General features: G+C 60.0%; 21 protein-coding genes. 20 read left to right on the top strand and 1 reads right to left on the bottom strand.

Going from position 1 to position 17,684, the window contains the following annotated elements:
• Positions 1 to 668 precede the first annotated feature (668 nt).
• From rluC to sppA, 3 genes are read left to right on the top strand one after another with little or no spacing between them, the layout of a single operon-like run.
• Complete coding sequence (gene rluC / locus AC1RT4_RS25660) at positions 669 to 1,631, top strand: 23S rRNA pseudouridine(955/2504/2580) synthase RluC (RefSeq protein WP_007950779.1); 963 nt, start codon at positions 669 to 671, stop codon at positions 1,629 to 1,631.
• Positions 1,618 to 2,280: an HAD-IA family hydrolase gene (locus AC1RT4_RS25655; RefSeq protein ID WP_134021312.1), complete on the top strand. Its 663-nt coding sequence runs from the start codon at positions 1,618 to 1,620 to the stop codon at positions 2,278 to 2,280. The genes rluC and AC1RT4_RS25655 overlap by 14 nt, the downstream gene beginning before the upstream one ends.
• Before the next feature lie 24 nt (positions 2,281 to 2,304).
• A complete protein-coding gene (gene sppA, locus AC1RT4_RS25650) occupies positions 2,305 to 3,294 on the top strand; it encodes a signal peptide peptidase SppA (RefSeq protein ID WP_493088806.1) in 990 nt (329 codons plus the stop codon).
• 46 nt (positions 3,295 to 3,340) lie between these two features.
• On the opposite strand, the gene AC1RT4_RS25645 is transcribed toward sppA, so the two are convergent.
• A complete protein-coding gene (locus AC1RT4_RS25645; protein WP_074688108.1) occupies positions 3,341 to 3,919 on the bottom strand; it encodes a Maf family protein in 579 nt (192 codons plus the stop codon).
• Between the two features lie 106 nt (positions 3,920 to 4,025).
• Here AC1RT4_RS25645 and AC1RT4_RS25640 point away from each other — a divergent pair, with 106 nt between their 5' ends.
• The 17 genes from AC1RT4_RS25640 to AC1RT4_RS25560 all read left to right on the top strand — a co-directional run bounded on the left by AC1RT4_RS25640 (position 4,026) and on the right by AC1RT4_RS25560 (position 17,587).
• Entirely contained in the window at positions 4,026 to 4,553 is a 528-nt protein-coding gene (locus AC1RT4_RS25640) for a YceD family protein (protein ID WP_003204262.1), read from the top strand.
• Positions 4,554 to 4,566: 13 nt separating this feature from the next.
• Positions 4,567 to 4,749, top strand: coding sequence for a 50S ribosomal protein L32 (rpmF, locus tag AC1RT4_RS25635; RefSeq protein WP_003179396.1), 183 nt, complete (start codon positions 4,567 to 4,569; stop codon positions 4,747 to 4,749).
• 4 nt (positions 4,750 to 4,753) lie between these two features.
• A complete protein-coding gene (plsX, locus tag AC1RT4_RS25630; RefSeq protein WP_074688106.1) occupies positions 4,754 to 5,764 on the top strand; it encodes a phosphate acyltransferase PlsX in 1,011 nt (336 codons plus the stop codon).
• A gap of 125 nt (positions 5,765 to 5,889) precedes the next feature.
• Positions 5,890 to 6,828: an ACP S-malonyltransferase gene (gene fabD, locus AC1RT4_RS25625; RefSeq protein ID WP_007950787.1), complete on the top strand. Its 939-nt coding sequence runs from the start codon at positions 5,890 to 5,892 to the stop codon at positions 6,826 to 6,828.
• A 16-nt stretch (positions 6,829 to 6,844) separates the two neighbouring features.
• Positions 6,845 to 7,588, top strand: coding sequence for a 3-oxoacyl-ACP reductase FabG (gene fabG, locus AC1RT4_RS25620; protein WP_493088803.1), 744 nt, complete (start codon positions 6,845 to 6,847; stop codon positions 7,586 to 7,588).
• Between the two features lie 196 nt (positions 7,589 to 7,784).
• Positions 7,785 to 8,021, top strand: a complete 237-nt coding sequence (acpP, locus tag AC1RT4_RS25615) for an acyl carrier protein (RefSeq protein WP_003175607.1) — start codon at positions 7,785 to 7,787, stop codon at positions 8,019 to 8,021.
• A gap of 108 nt (positions 8,022 to 8,129) precedes the next feature.
• Positions 8,130 to 9,374: a beta-ketoacyl-ACP synthase II gene (fabF, locus tag AC1RT4_RS25610; protein ID WP_007908259.1), complete on the top strand. Its 1,245-nt coding sequence runs from the start codon at positions 8,130 to 8,132 to the stop codon at positions 9,372 to 9,374.
• Positions 9,374 to 10,189 carry an aminodeoxychorismate lyase gene (gene pabC, locus AC1RT4_RS25605; protein WP_493088801.1) on the top strand — a complete coding sequence of 272 codons (816 nt, stop codon included), beginning with the start codon at positions 9,374 to 9,376 and terminating at the stop codon, positions 10,187 to 10,189. Before fabF ends, pabC begins: the two co-directional genes overlap by 1 nt.
• A 3-nt stretch (positions 10,190 to 10,192) precedes the next feature.
• Positions 10,193 to 11,368 (top strand): endolytic transglycosylase MltG, encoded by a 1,176-nt coding sequence (gene mltG / locus AC1RT4_RS25600; protein WP_493088799.1) that lies wholly within the window; start codon positions 10,193 to 10,195, stop codon positions 11,366 to 11,368.
• A gap of 19 nt (positions 11,369 to 11,387) precedes the next feature.
• Positions 11,388 to 12,020, top strand: a complete 633-nt coding sequence (tmk, locus tag AC1RT4_RS25595) for a dTMP kinase (protein WP_007950797.1) — start codon at positions 11,388 to 11,390, stop codon at positions 12,018 to 12,020.
• Positions 12,013 to 12,996, top strand: a complete 984-nt coding sequence (locus tag AC1RT4_RS25590) for a DNA polymerase III subunit delta' (RefSeq protein WP_493088797.1) — start codon at positions 12,013 to 12,015, stop codon at positions 12,994 to 12,996. The genes tmk and AC1RT4_RS25590 overlap by 8 nt, the downstream gene beginning before the upstream one ends.
• A gap of 42 nt (positions 12,997 to 13,038) precedes the next feature.
• The gene (locus tag AC1RT4_RS25585; RefSeq protein ID WP_007950801.1) at positions 13,039 to 13,395 is read left to right on the top strand and encodes a PilZ domain-containing protein; all 357 of its coding nucleotides are present in this window, start codon (positions 13,039 to 13,041) and stop codon (positions 13,393 to 13,395) included.
• A gap of 15 nt (positions 13,396 to 13,410) precedes the next feature.
• Positions 13,411 to 14,196, top strand: coding sequence for a TatD family hydrolase (locus tag AC1RT4_RS25580; RefSeq protein ID WP_064383477.1), 786 nt, complete (start codon positions 13,411 to 13,413; stop codon positions 14,194 to 14,196).
• Between the two features lie 341 nt (positions 14,197 to 14,537).
• A complete protein-coding gene (locus AC1RT4_RS25575; RefSeq protein WP_007950805.1) occupies positions 14,538 to 15,176 on the top strand; it encodes a TetR/AcrR family transcriptional regulator in 639 nt (212 codons plus the stop codon).
• A gap of 138 nt (positions 15,177 to 15,314) precedes the next feature.
• Positions 15,315 to 16,283, top strand: coding sequence for a GTP 3',8-cyclase MoaA (locus AC1RT4_RS25570; RefSeq protein WP_096820964.1), 969 nt, complete (start codon positions 15,315 to 15,317; stop codon positions 16,281 to 16,283).
• A 122-nt stretch (positions 16,284 to 16,405) separates the two neighbouring features.
• Positions 16,406 to 17,011 carry a DUF4823 domain-containing protein gene (locus tag AC1RT4_RS25565; RefSeq protein ID WP_493088794.1) on the top strand — a complete coding sequence of 202 codons (606 nt, stop codon included), beginning with the start codon at positions 16,406 to 16,408 and terminating at the stop codon, positions 17,009 to 17,011.
• Between the two features lie 15 nt (positions 17,012 to 17,026).
• The gene (locus tag AC1RT4_RS25560) at positions 17,027 to 17,587 is read left to right on the top strand and encodes a DUF1285 domain-containing protein (protein WP_096820965.1); all 561 of its coding nucleotides are present in this window, start codon (positions 17,027 to 17,029) and stop codon (positions 17,585 to 17,587) included.
• The last annotated feature ends 97 nt before the right edge of the window (positions 17,588 to 17,684 follow it).

The following is a 17,684-nucleotide window of genomic DNA, read 5'->3' as shown; positions in this document are numbered from 1 at the left end:
CGGCGTTCGGCACACACGACTTCTCACGGTCGGTGTCAGGTGCGTCGGGAGTGGTTGGCCATTCCCGTGTCCAGCGATGTCCGGCCAATTGGGCCGTTATCGCGACGTACGCGTCCTGCTTGCTGTGGCTACTTAAGCACTCAGTCAGGAGGAGGAATCAACCGGTGGCTGTGGACGAGATGAAGCGTCTTGATAAAACCTGTTGCTACACAGTCCAGCGGTTGTGCATCTCCACCCTACACGTATCCCTGATAATTCGGGTGCTGCCGCGCGCAGAATCCGCAGCGGGTTGGCATTTACCGTGAGCTCCGAAAGGGGAGGTCACGCATCATGGCTAATTCAGGCGGTGTTTCCGGAGTCTTCGCTCGGGGTCATCCGCGGCTGACTGCACTTTGTGAACTGGCCGTGAATATGGCTCGCGTGGCGAGTCAAAACTCTGCTTTGCGGCGTGATTCAGGCCTCATGTCACCTGCGCTTGTTACAGCTGCAAACTCCACCGTTACGTAGCAAAAGCCCCGTAGGACGGCCTCGCGTCCTGGTGAATTGCGTTGGTCAGGGCCGGTTTTTGACCGTGGTTCCGCTGTCCAGGCCGCTTTTGGCGGCGTTCGCGACTATAGCAGCAATGATTAAGTGCTTCAATTCCATAAAAAATTGTTATCATCGGCGCCATGACGACTACTGCCCCTTCGACTCCAGGCGTTCAACTGCTTGAGGTCTCGCCGGAATATGCCGGCCAACGAATCGACAATTTCCTCCTCGCCCGGCTCAAAGGCGTGCCCAAGACCTTGATTTACCGCATTTTGCGCAAAGGCGAAGTGCGCGTGAACAAAGGTCGGATCAAGCCCGAATACAAGCTGCAGGCCGGCGACATCGTGCGCGTGCCGCCCGTGCGCGTGCCTGAGCGTGACGAGCCGGTGCCTTTGGCCCAAGGCCTGTTGCAGCGCCTGGAAGCCTCGATTGTCTACGAAGACAAGGCCCTGATCGTGATCAACAAGCCCGCCGGCATTGCGGTTCACGGGGGCAGCGGCCTGAATTACGGCGTTATCGAAGCCTTTCGTCAGTTGCGCCCCGATGCCAAGGAGCTCGAGCTGGTTCACCGTCTCGACCGTGATACCTCGGGCCTGCTGATGATCGCCAAGAAGCGCAGCATGTTGCGTCACTTGCATGCCGCGTTGCGTGGTGACGGTGTCGACAAGCGCTACATGGCGCTGGTTCGCGGCAACTGGGCGACTTCGATCAAGCAAGTCCGTGCGGCGCTCGGCAAGAGCAATCTGCGCTCCGGTGAGCGTATGGTCGAGGTCGACGAGGAGGAGGGCAAGGAGTCTGTGACCGTGTTCAAGGTCCTGCGTCGCTTTGGCGATTTTGCCACTCTGATCGAAGCCAAGCCGATCACCGGTCGCACGCACCAGATCCGCGTCCACACGTTGCACGCCGGGCACTGCATTGCCGGTGACACCAAATACGGCGATGACGGTTTCAGTAAGGAAATCCGTGATCTGGGCGGCAAGCGCCTGTTCCTGCACGCCTACATGCTGACCGTGCCGCTGCCCGATGGCGGTGAACTCAAGTTGCAGGCGCCGGTCGATGAAATGTGGGCCAAGACTGTGGAGCGATTGAGTGCGCCCATCTGATTACAAGCTGCTGATTTTCGATTGGGACGGCACCCTGGCCGATTCCATTCATCGGATTGTCGAGGCAATGCATTCGGCGTCCGGGCGTTCAGGTTTCGAGTTGCGTGATGATTTTGCCGTCAAAGGCATCATCGGTCTGGGCTTGCCCGAGGCGATCCGCACCTTGTATCCGGAAATCAGCGATGCCGAGATGACCTTGTTCCGCGAGTATTACGCCGACCACTACATCGCTGCAGAAGCCGTGCCTTCGCCGTTGTTCGAAGGCGTAGTCGAGTCGATGGCGTCCTTTCGCGAGCAGGGCTATCACCTGGCTGTTGCGACCGGCAAGAATCGTCGCGGGCTGGATCGGGTGCTCAAGGCCAATGGCTGGGAAGATTATTTCGATATCACCCGCGCTGCCGATGAAACTGCAAGCAAGCCGCACCCTCTGATGCTGGAGCAGATCCTTGCGCATTGCGGTGTGCGTGCCGAGCAGGCGCTGATGGTCGGTGACTCGTCCTTCGATCTGCTGATGGCGCGCAATGCGGGGATGGATTCGGTGGCGGTCAGTTATGGCGCGCAATCGATCGAATCACTGCAGCAGTTCGAGCCGCGACTGTCGATCGACCATTTTTCCGAATTGCACGCCTGGCTGGGTAAGCAGGCTTAATACGTTTTTGCTGGGGTGGATGGCATGACCGACGAATGGAAAGCACCGGCCAAGGCAACTGCCGAGGACGGTGATGCGAAAAGCTGGAAGCTGCTGGAAAAGACCCTGCTGGCCGGTGTGCAGGAACAGCGTCGCTCGCGACGCTGGGGCATCTTCTTCAAGTTGCTGACCTTTGTTTATCTGTTTGTTGCGCTGATTCTGTTCACGCCGTTGATGGATATGGAGAAGAGCGCTACGCGCAGCTCCAACTACACCGCACTGATCGACGTCACCGGCATGATCGCCGACAAGGAGCCTGCCAGCGCCGACAATATCGTCGGCAGCCTGCGCGCGGCGTTCGAGGACAAGAAGGTCAAGGGCGTAATCCTGCGCATCAACAGTCCGGGCGGCAGTCCGGTGCAGTCGGGTTACGTGTATGACGAGATCAAGCGCCTGCGCGGCCTGCATCCCGATACCAAGCTGTATGCGGTGATTTCCGATCTGGGCGCTTCCGGTGCCTATTACATCGCCAGTGCTGCTGATCAGATCTATGCCGACAAGGCCAGTCTGGTGGGTTCCATTGGTGTGACGGCGGCCGGTTACGGGTTTGTCGGCACCATGGAGAAGCTTGGCGTCGAGCGTCGCACTTACACCTCTGGCGAGCACAAGGCGTTCCTCGACCCGTTCCAGCCGCAAAAGCCGGAAGAGACCGCGTTCTGGCAAAGCGTGCTGGATACCACGCACAAGCAGTTCATCAACAGCGTCAAGCAGGGGCGTGGCGATCGCCTGAAGGACAAGGAGCATCCGGAGCTGTTCTCCGGGCTGGTCTGGTCTGGCGAGCAGGCGCTGCCACTGGGTTTGATTGATGGTCTGGGCAATGCCAGCTCGGTGGCGCGTGACGTGATAGGCGAAAAGGAACTGGTGGACTTCACCGTTCAGGAATCGCCGTTCGACCGCTTCTCGAAGAAGCTCGGTGCCAGCGTTGCCGAGAAACTGGCAATGTGGATGGGTTTCAACGGCCCGTCGTTGCGCTGATCGAATGCTGCAAGAAAAACCGGCCTGAGGGCCGGTTTTTTGTGGGTCAGGGAATCTGTACGCCTTCGATCAGCAGCATGTCGATCAGGCGAATCAGCGGCAGGCCGATCAGGCTGGTGGCGTCCGGGCCTTCGGTGGATTGAAACAGGCTTACGCCCAGTCCTTCGGCCTTGAAGCTGCCGGCGCAGTCGTAGGGCTGCTCGGCGTGCAGGTAGCGTTCGACGCGGGCCTGGTCCAGTACGCGCATGTGCACGGTGAAAGGCACGCAGTCGACCTGGCAGTGGCCGGTCTGGCTGTTGAGCAGGGCCAGGCCGGTGAGGAAGGTCACGCTGGCGCCGCTGGCGGCCATCAGTTGTTCGCGGGCGTTTTCGAAGGTGTGCGGCTTGCCGATGATGCGCTCGCCGAGTACTGCAACCTGATCGGAGCCGATGATCAGGTGAGCAGGGTGGCTGTCGGCCAGGGCGCGAGCTTTCTGTTCGGCGAGGCGCTTGACCAGCTCGATTGCCGACTCGTCCGGGCGATGGCTTTCATCGATATCCGGCGAGCTGCAGACGAACGGCAGGCGCAGGCGGCTGAGCAATTCCCGACGATAGGTCGAGCTTGAAGCGAGTAATAAAGGCAGCATTCGCATCTCCAGAGGCAGGCGACAGATTCTAGCGGAGGCGCGCAAGTGACGGACAGGGCACAATTTCCTTTGACATGGGTGGGTGCATCCCTATAATGCTGCGCCTATGTTGAATGACCCGATTCCACCTCACGTTGACCCGCGCAAATTGGCTGACCGTGGCACCACCCTTCAAGGTGAACTGCTGCTGGCCGATTTGAAGAGACTCTGCGACCCGCTTTCCGACGATGTCGGTACGGTGCAGGCAAAATTCGTTTTTGAACGAGATGAACGTAAATCTGTGGTGATCCACAGCTTTATCGACACCGAAGTCAAAATGGTTTGCCAGCGTTGTCTTGAGCTGGTCACCCTGCCGATCCACAGCGAATGCAGTTACGCTGTAGTGAAGGAGGGTGCGAATACCCAGTCGTTACCGAAAGGTTATGACGTGCTGGAACTGGGCGAAGATCCATTGGATCTGCAGTCACTGATCGAGGAGGAGCTTCTGCTCGCCTTGCCCATTGTGCCTGCTCATCATCCGGAAGAATGCCAGCAGCCGGCGGGAGCAGATGAGCCCGAACCGAGCGAGGACGAGGTAACGCGGTCCAACCCGTTCAGTGTATTGGCGCAGTTAAAGCGTGACCCAAACGTTTAGGAGTTAATCAATTATGGCTGTTCAGCAGAACAAAAAATCCCGCTCTGCCCGTGACATGCGCCGTTCGCACGACGCTCTCGAGGCTAGCACCCTGTCTGTAGAAAAAACCACTGGTGAAGTTCACCTGCGTCACCACGTATCGCCAGAAGGCGTATACCGTGGCCGTAAAGTGATCGACAAGGGCGCTGACGAGTAATCACTTGTCCGCTCAAGTCATCGCGATTGACGCAATGGGCGGGGACTTCGGTCCCCGCAGCATTGTTCAGGCCAGCCTTGCTTGCCTTTCTGCTACGCCCTCGCTGCACCTGACCCTCGTCGGTCAACCCTCCCTTCTTGAAGAACTGATCACCGGCCAATCGGCTGCCGATCGCGCGCGCCTGACGATTGTTCCGGCGTCTGAAGTCATCACCATGGATGAAAAACCTGCCCAGGCCCTGCGTGGCAAGCCGGACTCGTCGATGCGTGTCGCCCTTGAGTTGCTGCGTGATGGCAAGGTTCAGGCCTGTGTCAGTGCCGGCAATACCGGTGCCTTGATGGCCCTGTCGCGATTTGTGCTCAAGACCCTGCCGGGGATTGATCGTCCGGCCATGGTCGCCGCGATCCCCACTCAGAAAGGCTACTGTCAGTTGCTCGATCTGGGCGCCAACGTTGATTGCAGTGCCGAGCACTTGTTGCAGTTTGCTGTGATGGGGTCGGTGGCTGCGCAAACGCTGGGCATTGCCCGTCCGCGTGTCGCGTTGCTGAATATCGGCACCGAAGACATCAAGGGCAATCAGCAGGTCAAGCTGGCCGCGACGTTGCTGCAGGCTGCCCGGGGCATCAATTACATCGGCTTCATCGAAGGTGACGGTTTGTATCGCGGCGAGGCGGACGTGGTGGTTTGCGACGGTTTTGTCGGCAACATCCTGCTCAAGTCCAGCGAAGGCCTGGCGACCATGATCGCTGCGCGCATCGAGGCCTTGTTCAAAAAAAATCTCGCCTCCCGCGCTGTCGGCGCTCTGGCGCTGCCATTGATGAAGCGTCTGCAGGCTGATCTGGCGCCTGCGCGGCATAACGGCGCAAGCTTCCTCGGTTTGCAGGGCATTGTCGTGAAAAGTCACGGTTCGGCTGGGGTTCAAGGGTTTCAAAGTGCCATTCAGCGAGCGCTGATCGAGATTCAGGAGAATCTTCCCGAACGCCTGCACGGCCGTCTGGAGGATTTGTTGTCTTAGGCGTTTTCGTCGGACAATGCTTAAATGTGACCGCCCGGTTCAAAGGGCCATCCAACTGTCAGTTTCTTGCGTCCCTCTAGCGGGATGCCATTTTTCCGACGACAAGATCATTAGGGGCTTGTTACATGTCTGCTTCCCTCGCATTCGTCTTTCCAGGACAGGGTTCGCAGTCCCTCGGCATGCTGGCCGAGCTGGGCGCGCAACATCCACTGATCCTCGAAACTTTCAAAGAAGCATCCGATGCTCTGGGCTACGACCTGTGGGCGCTGACCCAGCAGGGCCCGGAAGAGCTGCTCAATCAAACCGATAAAACCCAACCGGCCATTCTGACCGCTTCGATCGCCCTGTGGCGTCTGTGGCTGGCAGAAGGTGGTGCGCGTCCGGCCTTCGTTGCCGGTCACAGCCTGGGTGAATACAGCGCGCTGGTCGCTGCCGGCAGTCTGAGCCTGGCCGACGCGGTAAAACTCGTCGAGCGCCGTGGCCAGCTGATGCAGGAAGCCGTTCCGGCCGGGCAGGGCGGCATGGCTGCCATCCTCGGTCTGGAAGATGCGGATGTTCTCGCAGCTTGTGCCGAAGCGGCGCAAGGCGAAGTGGTGAGCGCAGTGAACTTCAACTCCCCGGGTCAGGTGGTGATCGCCGGTGCCAAGGCTGCCGTCGAGCGCGCCATCGAAGGCTGCAAGGCCCGTGGCGCCAAGCGTGCCATGCCGTTGCCGGTCAGCGTGCCGTCGCACTGCGAGCTGATGCGCCCGGCTGCCGAGCGCTTCGCCGAGTCCATCGCTGCCATCGACTGGCAGGCGCCGCAGATCCCTGTGGTACAGAACGTCAGCGCTCAGGTGCCGGCGGATCTGGAAACCCTCAAGCGTGATCTGCTGGAGCAACTCTACAAGCCGGTACGCTGGGTCGAGTCCGTACAGACCCTGGCCGCCAAAGGTGCGACCAACCTGGTCGAGTGCGGCCCTGGCAAAGTGCTGGCCGGTCTGAACAAACGTTGCGCCGAAGGCGTTTCGACTTCCAACCTCAATACCCCAGACGCTTTCGCTGCTGCTCGCGCAGCGGCTGTCTGAATCAGGAGAAGCTTGCATGAGTCTGCAAGGTAAAGTTGCACTGGTCACCGGCGCAAGCCGTGGCATCGGCCAGGCTATCGCACTGGAACTGGGTCGTCAGGGCGCCATCGTTGTTGGCACCGCGACTTCCGCTTCGGGCGCCGAGCGTATTGCTGCGACCCTGAAGGAAAACGGCATTCAGGGCGCAGGTTTCGAACTGAACGTCACCAGCGACGAATCGGTCAGCACAGTGCTGGCGAGCATTCAGGAGCAATTCGGTGCGCCGGTGGCGATTCTGGTCAACAATGCCGGCATCACCCGCGATAACCTGATGATGCGCATGAAAGACGACGAGTGGTACGACGTGATCGATACCAACCTGAACAGTCTGTATCGCCTGTCCAAGGGCGTTCTGCGTGGCATGACCAAGGCGCGTTGGGGTCGAATTATCAGTATTGGCTCGGTGGTGGGTGCCATGGGCAACGCTGGCCAAGTAAACTATGCAGCCGCCAAGGCCGGTCTGGAAGGTTTCAGCCGTGCCATGGCGCGTGAAGTCGGTTCGCGTTCGATTACGGTCAACTCGGTAACCCCAGGGTTCATCGACACCGATATGACTCGCGAGCTGCCTGAAGCACAGCGTGAAGCCTTGCAGACGCAGATTCCGCTGGGCCGTCTGGGACAAGCTCAAGAGATCGCGTCCGTGGTCGCTTTTCTTGCATCCGACGGTGCGGCATACGTGACCGGGGCTACAATCCCGGTTAACGGCGGGATGTACATGTAATTCAAATGTGACGGATTGCTTCAAAAAAATGTCATACGAGCTGTCTAAAATCCGTTATAAAGCTGCAATCTATTTATAGGCAGAGGGCCGCAGGGTTTGAGGAGTGAAGCTTTCAGTTGAAAAGCTGAAAAGTCTTTCTATACACTTACCCACTGGCCAGCTGCCTGAATTTGTCCATTAGGAGTGAAAACAAGGTATGAGCACCATCGAAGAGCGCGTCAAGAAAATCGTTGCCGAGCAACTGGGTGTTAAAGAAGAAGAAGTGGTCAACACCGCTTCCTTCGTAGAAGACCTGGGTGCCGACTCCCTTGACACCGTTGAGCTGGTGATGGCTCTGGAAGAGGAATTCGAGACCGAAATCCCTGACGAAGAAGCTGAGAAGATCACTACTGTACAAGCTGCAATCGACTACGTTACTAGCCACCAGGCGTAATAGTTTGTAATCGTTGCTTGCTGTCATGGAAAAACCGCACTGCCATCATGGCGTGCGGTTTTTTCTTTAGGCCTGATGCAAAGTCGTCATTTGAAAAAGGAGAGTGCTGTGTCGCGTAGACGCGTCGTAGTCACCGGTATGGGTATGTTGTCGCCACTGGGCACGGATGTGCCGAGCAGTTGGCAGGGCATTCTGGCTGGCCGCAGTGGCATTGGTCTGATCGAACACACCGACCTTTCTGCCTATTCCACCCGCTTTGGCGGCTCGGTAAAGGGCTTCAATGTCGAGGAATACCTGTCGGTCAAGGAAGCGCGCAAGCTCGACCTGTTCATTCAGTACGGTCTGGCGGCCGGCTTTCAAGCCGTACGCAATGCCGGTCTGGAAGTCACCGATGCCAACCGTGAACGCATTGGCGTGGCCATGGGTTCGGGTATCGGCGGTCTGACCAACATCGAAGAAACCAGCCGCACCCTGCACGAGACTGGCCCGCGCCGGATTTCTCCGTTCTTTGTGCCTGGCTCGATCATCAATATGATTTCCGGTTTCCTGTCCATCCACCTGGGTGCACAGGGACCTAACTACGCCATCGCCACAGCGTGTACCACCGGTACGCACTGCATCGGCATGGCGGCGCGCAACATCATGTACGACGAAGCCGACGTGATGATTGCCGGCGGTGCCGAGATGGCCGCGTGCGGTCTGGGCATGGGCGGCTTTGGTGCTTCCCGTGCGCTGTCGACCCGCAACGACGAGCCGACCCGCGCCAGCCGTCCGTGGGACAAGGGCCGTGACGGCTTCGTGCTGTCTGACGGCGCCGGTGCCCTGGTGCTCGAAGAACTCGAGCACGCCAAGGCCCGTGGCGCGACCATCTACGCCGAGCTGATCGGTTTCGGCACCAGTGGCGACGCCTTCCACATGACTTCGCCACCCGCCGACGGCGCCGGTGCTGCACGCTGCATCACCAACGCGCTGCGCGATGCGAAGATCAACGTCGATCAAGTGCAATACATCAACGCCCACGGCACTTCGACGCCGGCCGGCGACCTTGCCGAAGCCAACGCGATCAAGTCGGTGTTCGGTGATCACGCCTACAAGCTGGCGGTCAGCTCCACCAAGTCCATGACCGGTCACCTGCTGGGTGCGGCGGGCGCGGTCGAGGCGATCTTCAGCGTGCTGGCGATCAACAGCCAGGTGGCGCCGCCAACCATCAACCTCGATGAGCCGGACGAAGGCTGCGACCTCGATTTCGTGCCGCATACCGCGCGCAACATGGACATCGATGTCGTGCTGTCCAACTCGTTCGGGTTCGGCGGCACCAACGGCACGTTGGCGTTCCGTCGGTTCGCCGGCTGATGGACTGCTGGGTCGACGGTCTGCCGGCTGACGCTCTGTCGCTGAAAGATCGCGGCCTGGCTTACGGCGACGGTCTGTTCGAGACCATCGCCGTGCGTGGCGGCCAACCGTTGCTGCTGGATCGGCATCTGACGCGTCTGGCCGACGGCTGTGCGCGTCTGGCCATCACGACGGACATCGAACAGGTTCGCCATGAGCTGCAATCCTATGCCGCCGCAATGGGCGAGGGTGTGCTCAAGCTCATCCTCACCCGTGGCGACGGATTGCGCGGTTATGCGCCGGATCCTTCGGCGCAGGGCCGACGCATTCTGCAAGGCAATCCTCCCGCGGCTTATCCCGCGGCCCACGCCGAGCAGGGCGTTCGCCTGTTTCCGTGCAGCACGCGCCTGTCCAGGCAGCCGTTGCTCGCCGGGCTCAAACACCTCAATCGACTGGAACAGGTCATTGCCCGCGCCGAATGGCAGGACAGTGAACATGCCGAAGGTTTGATGCTCGATCAGGCGGGTCGGGTGATCGAAGGCGTGTTCAGCAACCTGTTCCTGGTACGTGACGGTGTGCTGATCACGGCGGACCTGAAACGCTGCGGCGTGGCCGGTGTGATGCGCGCAGAAATATTGTTTCAGGCCGAGTCCCTGGGCATCCCCGTGCAAATCACCGACATCCCCCTCGAACAGCTGCAATGGGCCGATGAAGTCTTTGTCTGCAACAGCGTGTATGGCGTCTGGCCGGTACGCGCCTGTGCTGCTCTGAGCTGGCCGGTTGGCCCGCTCACCCGTAAACTGCAAACCATTGCCCGCGCGCTACTGGATGCCTGATTCGTGAGACGTAAACTTTTGCTGCTGCTGGAAACCGGACTGGTTCTGGCAGGGCTGCTGTTGGGCGCCAGCGCCTGGAAGATTCATTCGGCACTGGAACAGCCCCTGAACATCACGCAGGAAGAACTGCTGGATGTGCCCAAGGGATCCACCCCGACCCGTACTTTTCTTGGACTCGAAGCCGATGGCGTCATCAAGGACGCGTTCTGGCTGCGGGTCTATTGGCGTTTCAACCTCGCCGGTACGCCGATTCACAGCGGTGAATACCGCATGCAGCCGGGCATGACCGTCAACGGCCTGATCGATCTGTGGAAGCGTGGTGATGTGGTTCAGTACAGCCTGACCCTGGTCGAAGGCTGGAATTTCCATCAAGTGCGCGCCGCGCTGGCCAAGGATGAAAAGATCGAGCAGACCCTCAACGGCCTGAGCGACAGTGATGTGATGGCCAAAATCGGTCACAAGGGCCTGTTCCCTGAAGGCCGCTTCTTCCCCGACACCTACCGCTTCGTGCGCGGTGTGACCGATACCGAACTGCTGAAAAAGGCCTTCGACCGCCTCGACGAAGTGCTGGCCAAGGAGTGGGAAAAACGCTCCGCCGACGTGCCTTACACCGAGCCCTATCAGGCGCTGATCATGGCGTCGCTGGTGGAGAAGGAAACCGGTGTGCCTCAGGAGCGTGGCCAGATTGCCGGCGTCTTCGTGCGGCGCATGGCGCTGGGCATGCAGTTGCAGACCGACCCGACGGTGATCTACGGCCTGGGCGATCGCTACAACGGCAAGCTGACCCGCGCTCATCTCAAGGAAGCCACGCCGTACAACACGTATATGATTCCCGGCCTGCCGCCGACGCCGATCGCCATGGTCGGACGTGAAGCCATTCACGCCGCACTCAACCCGGTGGATGGCACCAGCCTCTACTTTGTTGCCCGTGGCGATGGCAGTCACGTGTTCTCCGATGATCTGGACGCGCACAACAACGCGGTGCGTGAGTACCAGCTCAAGCGGCGCGCGGATTACCGCTCGAGCCCGGCGCCGGCGCCTGAAGCCGCTCCGGCAGCCGAGGAGGCGATTCCTGCCGCTTCGCCCGATACCGCACCGGAATCGTTGCCGCAGCCGCCTGCTCAAGAGCCTGCGCCGACGCCGGAACCGGAAGCCTCCGCTCCCCAAAACACGCAATGACTTTGATTAAGGACTGCCTGTGACTGGCTTGTTTATTACCCTGGAAGGCCCGGAAGGCGCCGGCAAAAGCACCAACCGCGAATACCTCGCCGAGCGCCTGCGCGCCGCCGGTATCGAAGTGGTGCTGACCCGCGAGCCCGGCGGTACGCCGCTGGCCGAGCGCATTCGTGAGGTGTTGCTGGCCCCGGTCGACGAAGTGATGAATCCGGACACCGAGCTGTTGCTGGTGTTCGCCGCCCGTGCCCAGCATCTGGCTGAGGTCATTCGCCCGGCGCTGGCCCGTGGCGCGGTGGTGCTGTGTGACCGTTTCACCGATTCGACTTACGCCTATCAGGGCGGCGGTCGCGGCTTGTCGCTGGAGCGCATCGCTGCGCTGGAGACCTTTGTGCAGGGCGATCTGCGTCCCGACTTGACGCTGATTTTCGATCTGCCGGTGGAAATCGGCCTGGCCCGGGCCAGCGCTCGGGGTCGTCTGGATCGTTTCGAGCTGGAAGGCCGTGAGTTTTTCGAGGCCGTGCGCAGTGCGTTCCTAAAGCGCGCCGAGGCTGATCCGGCGCGTTACGTGCGGATCGACGCCGGTCAGCCGTTGGCCAAGGTTCAACAATCGCTGGATACCCTGATTCCGAACTTGCTGGAGTTGAGCCGTGGCTGAGGCCTACCCGTGGCAGGACAGCCTCTGGCAGCAACTGGCCGGTCGCGCTCAGCATGCCCACGCGTATCTGCTGCACGGGCCGGCCGGGATCGGCAAGCGCGCGCTGGCCGAGCGGCTGATGGCCAGCCTGCTGTGCCAGCGTCCGACGCCTGAAGCCTGCGGCGAGTGCAAATCCTGCCTGCTGCTCAAGGCCGGCAGCCACCCGGATAATTACATCCTCGAACCGGAGGAAGCGGACAAGGCGATCAAGGTCGACCAGGTGCGCGATCTGGTCAGTTTCGTGGTGCAGACCGCGCAACTGGGCGGGCGCAAGGTAGTGCTGATCGAACCGGTGGAGTCGATGAACATCAACGCCGCCAACGCTTTGCTCAAGAGCCTTGAAGAGCCGTCCGGTGACACCGTGCTGTTGCTGGTCAGCCACCAGCCGAGCCGGTTGTTGCCGACCATCAAGAGCCGCTGCGTGCAGCAGGCCTGTCCGCTGCCGAGCGAATCCGTGAGCCTGCAATGGCTGGCTCAGGCACTGCCGGAATGTTCCGAAGACGAACGGGTCGAACTGTTGACCCTGGCCGCCGGCTCGCCGTTGGCCGCCGTCACATTGCAGGGGCAGGGCGTGCGTGATCAGCGTGCGCAGGTGGTGGAAGGCGTGAAGAAGCTGCTCAAGCAGCAGCAATCGCCGACGCAACTGGCCGAGGAATGGAAAAACATTCCGATGCTGCGGCTGTTCGACTGGTTCTGCGACTGGTCGAGCCTGATCCTGCGCTATCAATTGACCCAGGACGAAGCAGGCCTCGGCCTGACCGACATGCGCAAGGTCGTGCAGTACCTGGCGCAGAAAAGTGCCCAGTCTAAAGTGCTGGATATTCAGGACTGGATCCTCGCCCAGCGCCAGAAAGTCCTGAGCAAGGCCAACCTCAATGCGGCGTTGCTGTTGGAAGCGTTACTGGTGCAATGGGCGAGCTTGCCTGGCCAAAGATAAGAATGTGTACCTAGACTCTGAACATCAGCAGTGGAGGTCAACATGAATGAACCTGTCAGCCCGGGGCCGCGCAACGGCATCTTGTCCCTGACCATCAAGGACAAGTCGGTCCTTTACGCCGCCTACATGCCGTTCATCAAGAACGGTGGCCTGTTCATCCCGACCAACAAGAGCTACAAGTTGGGCGACGAGGTGTTCATGCTGCTGAACCTGATGGATGAGGCGGAGAAGATTCCGGTGGCCGGCAAAGTGGCCTGGATCACCCCCAAAGGCGCCCAGGGCAACCGCGCAGCCGGCGTCGGCGTGCAATTCAACGATGGCGACAACACCGCGCGCAGTCGCATCGAAACTCATCTGGCCGGAGCCCTGAAATCCGACCGTCCCACTCATACGATGTAAGTTGCAGTCCTTTTTATGCTCGTAGATTCCCATTGTCACCTTGATCGCCTCGACCTCGCCGTTCACGACGGTTCCCTGGATGCCGCGCTGGATGCGGCCCGTCAGCGCGGGGTCGGACACTTCCTGTGCATCGGCGTCAGCGCCGACAACGCGGCCGACGTCAAAGCCCTCGCCGAGCGTTACGACGACGTCGATTGCTCGGTTGGCGTGCATCCGCTGGATGTGCAGCCGGGCGCGGCGCCGGCGCTGGACTGGCTGCTGCACGAGCTCAATCACCCGAAAGTGGTGGCGATCGGTGAAACCGGTCTGGACTACCACTACGAGCCGGAGGCCGCCGAGTTGCAGCAGGAATCGTTCCGTCTGCACCTGCAAGCCGCGCAACAGACCGGCAAACCGGTGATCATCCACACCCGTGGCGCCCGCGCCGACACGCTTGAGTTGTTGCGCGAAGCTGCGCTGCCCCAGGCCGGTGTGTTGCATTGCTTCACCGAAGACTGGGACATGGCCAAGGCGGCGCTGGACATGGGTTATTACATTTCCCTGTCGGGCATCGTCACCTTCCGCAATGCCGATGCGCTGCGCGATGTGGCGAGCAAGGTTCCGGCCGATCGCCTGCTGGTGGAAACCGATTCGCCGTACCTGGCGCCGATCCCCTATCGCGGCAAACCGAACCTGCCGCAATACGTGCGGGAAGTGGCAGAGTTTCTGGCGATGCTGCGCGGCGAGAACTACGAGCGCTTTGCCGAGCAGACCACCGAGAACTTCAAGCGACTGTTTCCGCTGGCGAATGTAAAAGCCTGAATCGCAGGCAAAAAAAACCCGGGTTCTGGGGGGTGAATCCGGGTTAAGACCATTAGGAGTAAAACAAAGGCACGCGGTCCCTTGGTACCTTTACCGGCGCGACACTTGGGGGAGATGTCGCCCGACAGTTCAAGTATTGATCAGTCTGGCGCCGAGTCCAGTTGGCCGGCCGGGGTTTTTAAACAAATTTGGAATACGTTCGCTTCGGTTATGTTCTCATTCCTCCCGAAACGTTCGTGAAATGAACAAGAAACACAGATATGGTCGGATGATCCGTGCATTTTTGCGCAAGTTAGGCATAATACGCGGCTTCGAATTTTGACCCCTACAGACCTTTTCTTATGCACAAAGAACCTCGTAAGGTCCGTGAGTTTCGTCGCCGCGAGCAAGAAATTCTCGATACCGCGCTCAAGCTGTTCCTCGAACAAGGTGAAGACAGTGTCACCGTCGAGATGATTGCTGATGCCGTGGGTATCGGCAAAGGCACGATCTACAAGCACTTCAAGTCCAAGGCCGAGATCTACCTGCGCCTGATGCTCGATTACGAGCGCGACTTGAACGAGCTGTTGCACTCGGCCGATGTCGACAAGGACAAGGAAGCGCTGTCCCGTGCCTACTTTGAATTCCGCATGCGCGACCCGCAGCGCTATCGCCTGTTCGATCGCCTGGAAGAGAAGGTGGTCAAGGGCAATCAGGTGCCCGAGATGGTCGAGGAGCTGCACAAGATCCGTGCCTCGAACTTCGAACGCCTGACGCTGCTCATCAAGGGCCGCATCAGCGAAGGCAAGCTCGAAGACGTGCCGCCGTACTTCCACTACTGCGCATCCTGGGCGCTGGTGCACGGCGCGGTGGCGCTGTATCACTCGCCGTTCTGGAGCAATGTGCTGGAAGATCAGGAAGGTTTCTTCCAGTTCCTGATGGATATCGGCGTGCGCATGGGCAACAAGCGCAAGCGCGACCCCGAAACGCCAAGCAGCTGAATCATTCAGTCGCCTTATGCGCCGTGTTTTTCGCTACATGGCGCAGTACCGCAGGAATATACTCAGGCATAGGGCTTGCTAAAACTTGAATTGTGAGTCAAGTTTTAGCCGCTCGATTTTCCATCGCCGGAGTGCTTCATGATCGTTGACCGTCAAGGCAGGCGTTTTCGCAATTTGCGGATCAGTCTGACTTCAGCCTGCAATTACGCCTGTACCTACTGCGTGCCCAACGGCAAGCGGCTGGTGGCTGCGCAGGATGAACTGTCGGCCGAGGCCATGGCACGCGGCGTGGCTTATCTGATCGAAGCCGCCGGCATCGAGCGCCTGCGCATCACCGGCGGCGAGCCGCTGGTCAGCCCCAAACTCGAATCTTTCATGAGCGCCGTCGGCAAGATGGGCCTGGAAGACATCAGCCTGACCACCAACGGCCAGCTCCTGGCGAAAAAACTCCCGCTGCTGGTCGATGCCGGCCTGCGACGCATCAACGTTTCTCTCGATACCCTGGACGCCGGCGCGTTCCGCAGCATTGCCCGTGGCGGCGACCTGGCCACCGTGCTGGATGGCATGGATCAGGCGGCTGCGGCGGGGATGAAGATCAAGGTCAACATGGTGCCGTTGCGCGGGCAGAACCTCGACCAGGTGATGCCGCTGCTCGATTACTGCCTTGAACGCGGCTTTGAACTGCGCTTCATCGAGCTGATGCGTATGGGCCACCTCGCCACTGATTCCAACGCCTTCCTGCAACAGTTCGTCAGCCTGCAACAGCTGCTGAGCCTGATCGGCGAACATTACGAGTACGCGCAAACCGACGCGCCGGTGGACGCCACGGCGGTTCGCTATGCGATTCCCGGTCTGGGCAACTTCGGCGTCATTGCCAACGAAAGCGTGCCGTTCTGCCGAACCTGCTCGCGCCTGCGTCTGTCGTCCACCGGATGGCTGCATGGCTGCCTGTCGTCGAGCAACCGCCACTACGTCGGTGACCTGCTCGACAAGCCGCGCCACGAGGCGCTGCCGGCGTTGCAGCGACTGCTGGTCAAGGCGCTGGGCGACAAGCAGGAAGTCGCGTTCTCCGGCGGCGCAACCGTCATGAAGATCATCGGCGGCTAAGCCCGGTTTAACCACAACGCCTTATTTCAAAGCGGATACCTGCACATTTCCAAGGACTGGCGCAAAAGCTGCATCCTACGGCCATTCGCCGGTTTTCCGTCACCGGCTTCTGGAGGATTAGGATGCGTAGCCTGGTTTTGCTGCTGGCCGTTTTGGCGCTGGGCGGCTGTATGACTGTCAGTGACATGGCCGAAGGGACTCGCTACCAGATGAGCGACGCTGGGCTGCTGGATCACAGCGACAGCCGTCGCGTAAACAATTTCCGCATTCAGCCGGATTCGTTCATCTACATTGCGCAAGGCTCTTTCGCGCCGCCGGGTGGTTCTTACCCGCGTCCAAACGTCGTCGCTGAAGAGGCCTTCAAAAGCTTCGTCGAATACTTCCCGATGGTCCGCCGCGCCCGTGCGCCGGAAGGCCTCGATCAGGCGATGGGCGAAGCCCGCGACGCCGGTGCTCACTACCTGCTGTACACCCGTTTCGCCAAGGCCGACGACCGCATCGGCAACTCCGATGAGTGGCTGGATCAGGAAGCCGTGGATCGTCTCGGTATCGACGGTGGTGTGATTCAGATCATGTTGATCGAGACCAGCACCCAGTATTTGATTGATACTGCACGGATCAAGAGTCGTGGCGGTTTACTGACGTTCCACGACAACAAGCCCGAAGACCTGATCGGCCCACCGCTTGCGCAGTACGCGCGCAGCCTGCTGGGCGTCGGGGACCAGTAATTCAAGGAGTACGCCATGAGTGGCCCGCAAAAAGCCAATGACCTGCTGGGGCAAATCCCCAAAACCAAAGGCTTGCCGCCGGTGCACTTGTGGAACCCGGATTTCTGCGGCGACATCGACATGCGCATCGCCCGCGACGGCACCTGGTACTACCTTGGCACGCCGATCGGGCGCAAGCCGATGGTCAAGCTGTTCTCCACCATCATCCGCCGCGACGGCGATGATTACTTCCTGATTACTCCGGTGGAAAAAGTCGGGATCAAGGTCGATGACGCGCCATTCGTGGCAATTGCCGTCGAGGTGGAAGGCGAGGGTGAGGCGCAACTGCTGCGCTTTACCACTAACGTCGATGAAACCACCGAGGCCGGCCCGGAGCATCCGATCCGGGTGGAGATCGATCCAACAACGCAAGAACCTGCGCCCTACGTGCATGTGCGCACCAACCTCGAAGCGCTGATCCACCGCAACGTGTTCTACCAATTGGTCGAACTCGCAGTCAGCCGTGAAATCGATGGCCAGCGCTGGCTTGGCGTCTGGAGCGGCGGCGAATTCTTCCGCATCGGTCTCGAACCTTAAAAAAACCGCAGTCTGTGAAAACAGGCTGCGGTTTTTTTGTCGTTGACTCTTAATCGTATGATGATTAGCGTGGACACCCACAGCGAACGGCTTCGGG

This window comes from Pseudomonas sp. GW821-FHT11D10 (assembly GCF_058808435.1).
This window is presented reverse-complemented; position numbering and strand designations above follow the sequence as displayed.

Coding starts and splice junctions, on each gene's coding strand:
- rluC (WP_007950779.1), top strand. CDS start 669: ATGACGACTACTGCCCCTTCGACTCCAGGCGTTCAACTGCTTGAGGTC.
- sppA (WP_493088806.1), top strand. CDS start 2,305: ATGACCGACGAATGGAAAGCACCGGCCAAGGCAACTGCCGAGGACGGT.
- AC1RT4_RS25645 (WP_074688108.1), bottom strand. CDS start 3,919: ATGCTGCCTTTATTACTCGCTTCAAGCTCGACCTATCGTCGGGAATTG.
- AC1RT4_RS25640 (WP_003204262.1), top strand. CDS start 4,026: ATGTTGAATGACCCGATTCCACCTCACGTTGACCCGCGCAAATTGGCT.
- rpmF (WP_003179396.1), top strand. CDS start 4,567: ATGGCTGTTCAGCAGAACAAAAAATCCCGCTCTGCCCGTGACATGCGC.
- fabD (WP_007950787.1), top strand. CDS start 5,890: ATGTCTGCTTCCCTCGCATTCGTCTTTCCAGGACAGGGTTCGCAGTCC.
- fabG (WP_493088803.1), top strand. CDS start 6,845: ATGAGTCTGCAAGGTAAAGTTGCACTGGTCACCGGCGCAAGCCGTGGC.
- acpP (WP_003175607.1), top strand. CDS start 7,785: ATGAGCACCATCGAAGAGCGCGTCAAGAAAATCGTTGCCGAGCAACTG.
- pabC (WP_493088801.1), top strand. CDS start 9,374: ATGGACTGCTGGGTCGACGGTCTGCCGGCTGACGCTCTGTCGCTGAAA.
- AC1RT4_RS25585 (WP_007950801.1), top strand. CDS start 13,039: ATGAATGAACCTGTCAGCCCGGGGCCGCGCAACGGCATCTTGTCCCTG.
- AC1RT4_RS25580 (WP_064383477.1), top strand. CDS start 13,411: ATGCTCGTAGATTCCCATTGTCACCTTGATCGCCTCGACCTCGCCGTT.
- AC1RT4_RS25575 (WP_007950805.1), top strand. CDS start 14,538: ATGCACAAAGAACCTCGTAAGGTCCGTGAGTTTCGTCGCCGCGAGCAA.
- AC1RT4_RS25570 (WP_096820964.1), top strand. CDS start 15,315: ATGATCGTTGACCGTCAAGGCAGGCGTTTTCGCAATTTGCGGATCAGT.
- AC1RT4_RS25565 (WP_493088794.1), top strand. CDS start 16,406: ATGCGTAGCCTGGTTTTGCTGCTGGCCGTTTTGGCGCTGGGCGGCTGT.
- AC1RT4_RS25560 (WP_096820965.1), top strand. CDS start 17,027: ATGAGTGGCCCGCAAAAAGCCAATGACCTGCTGGGGCAAATCCCCAAA.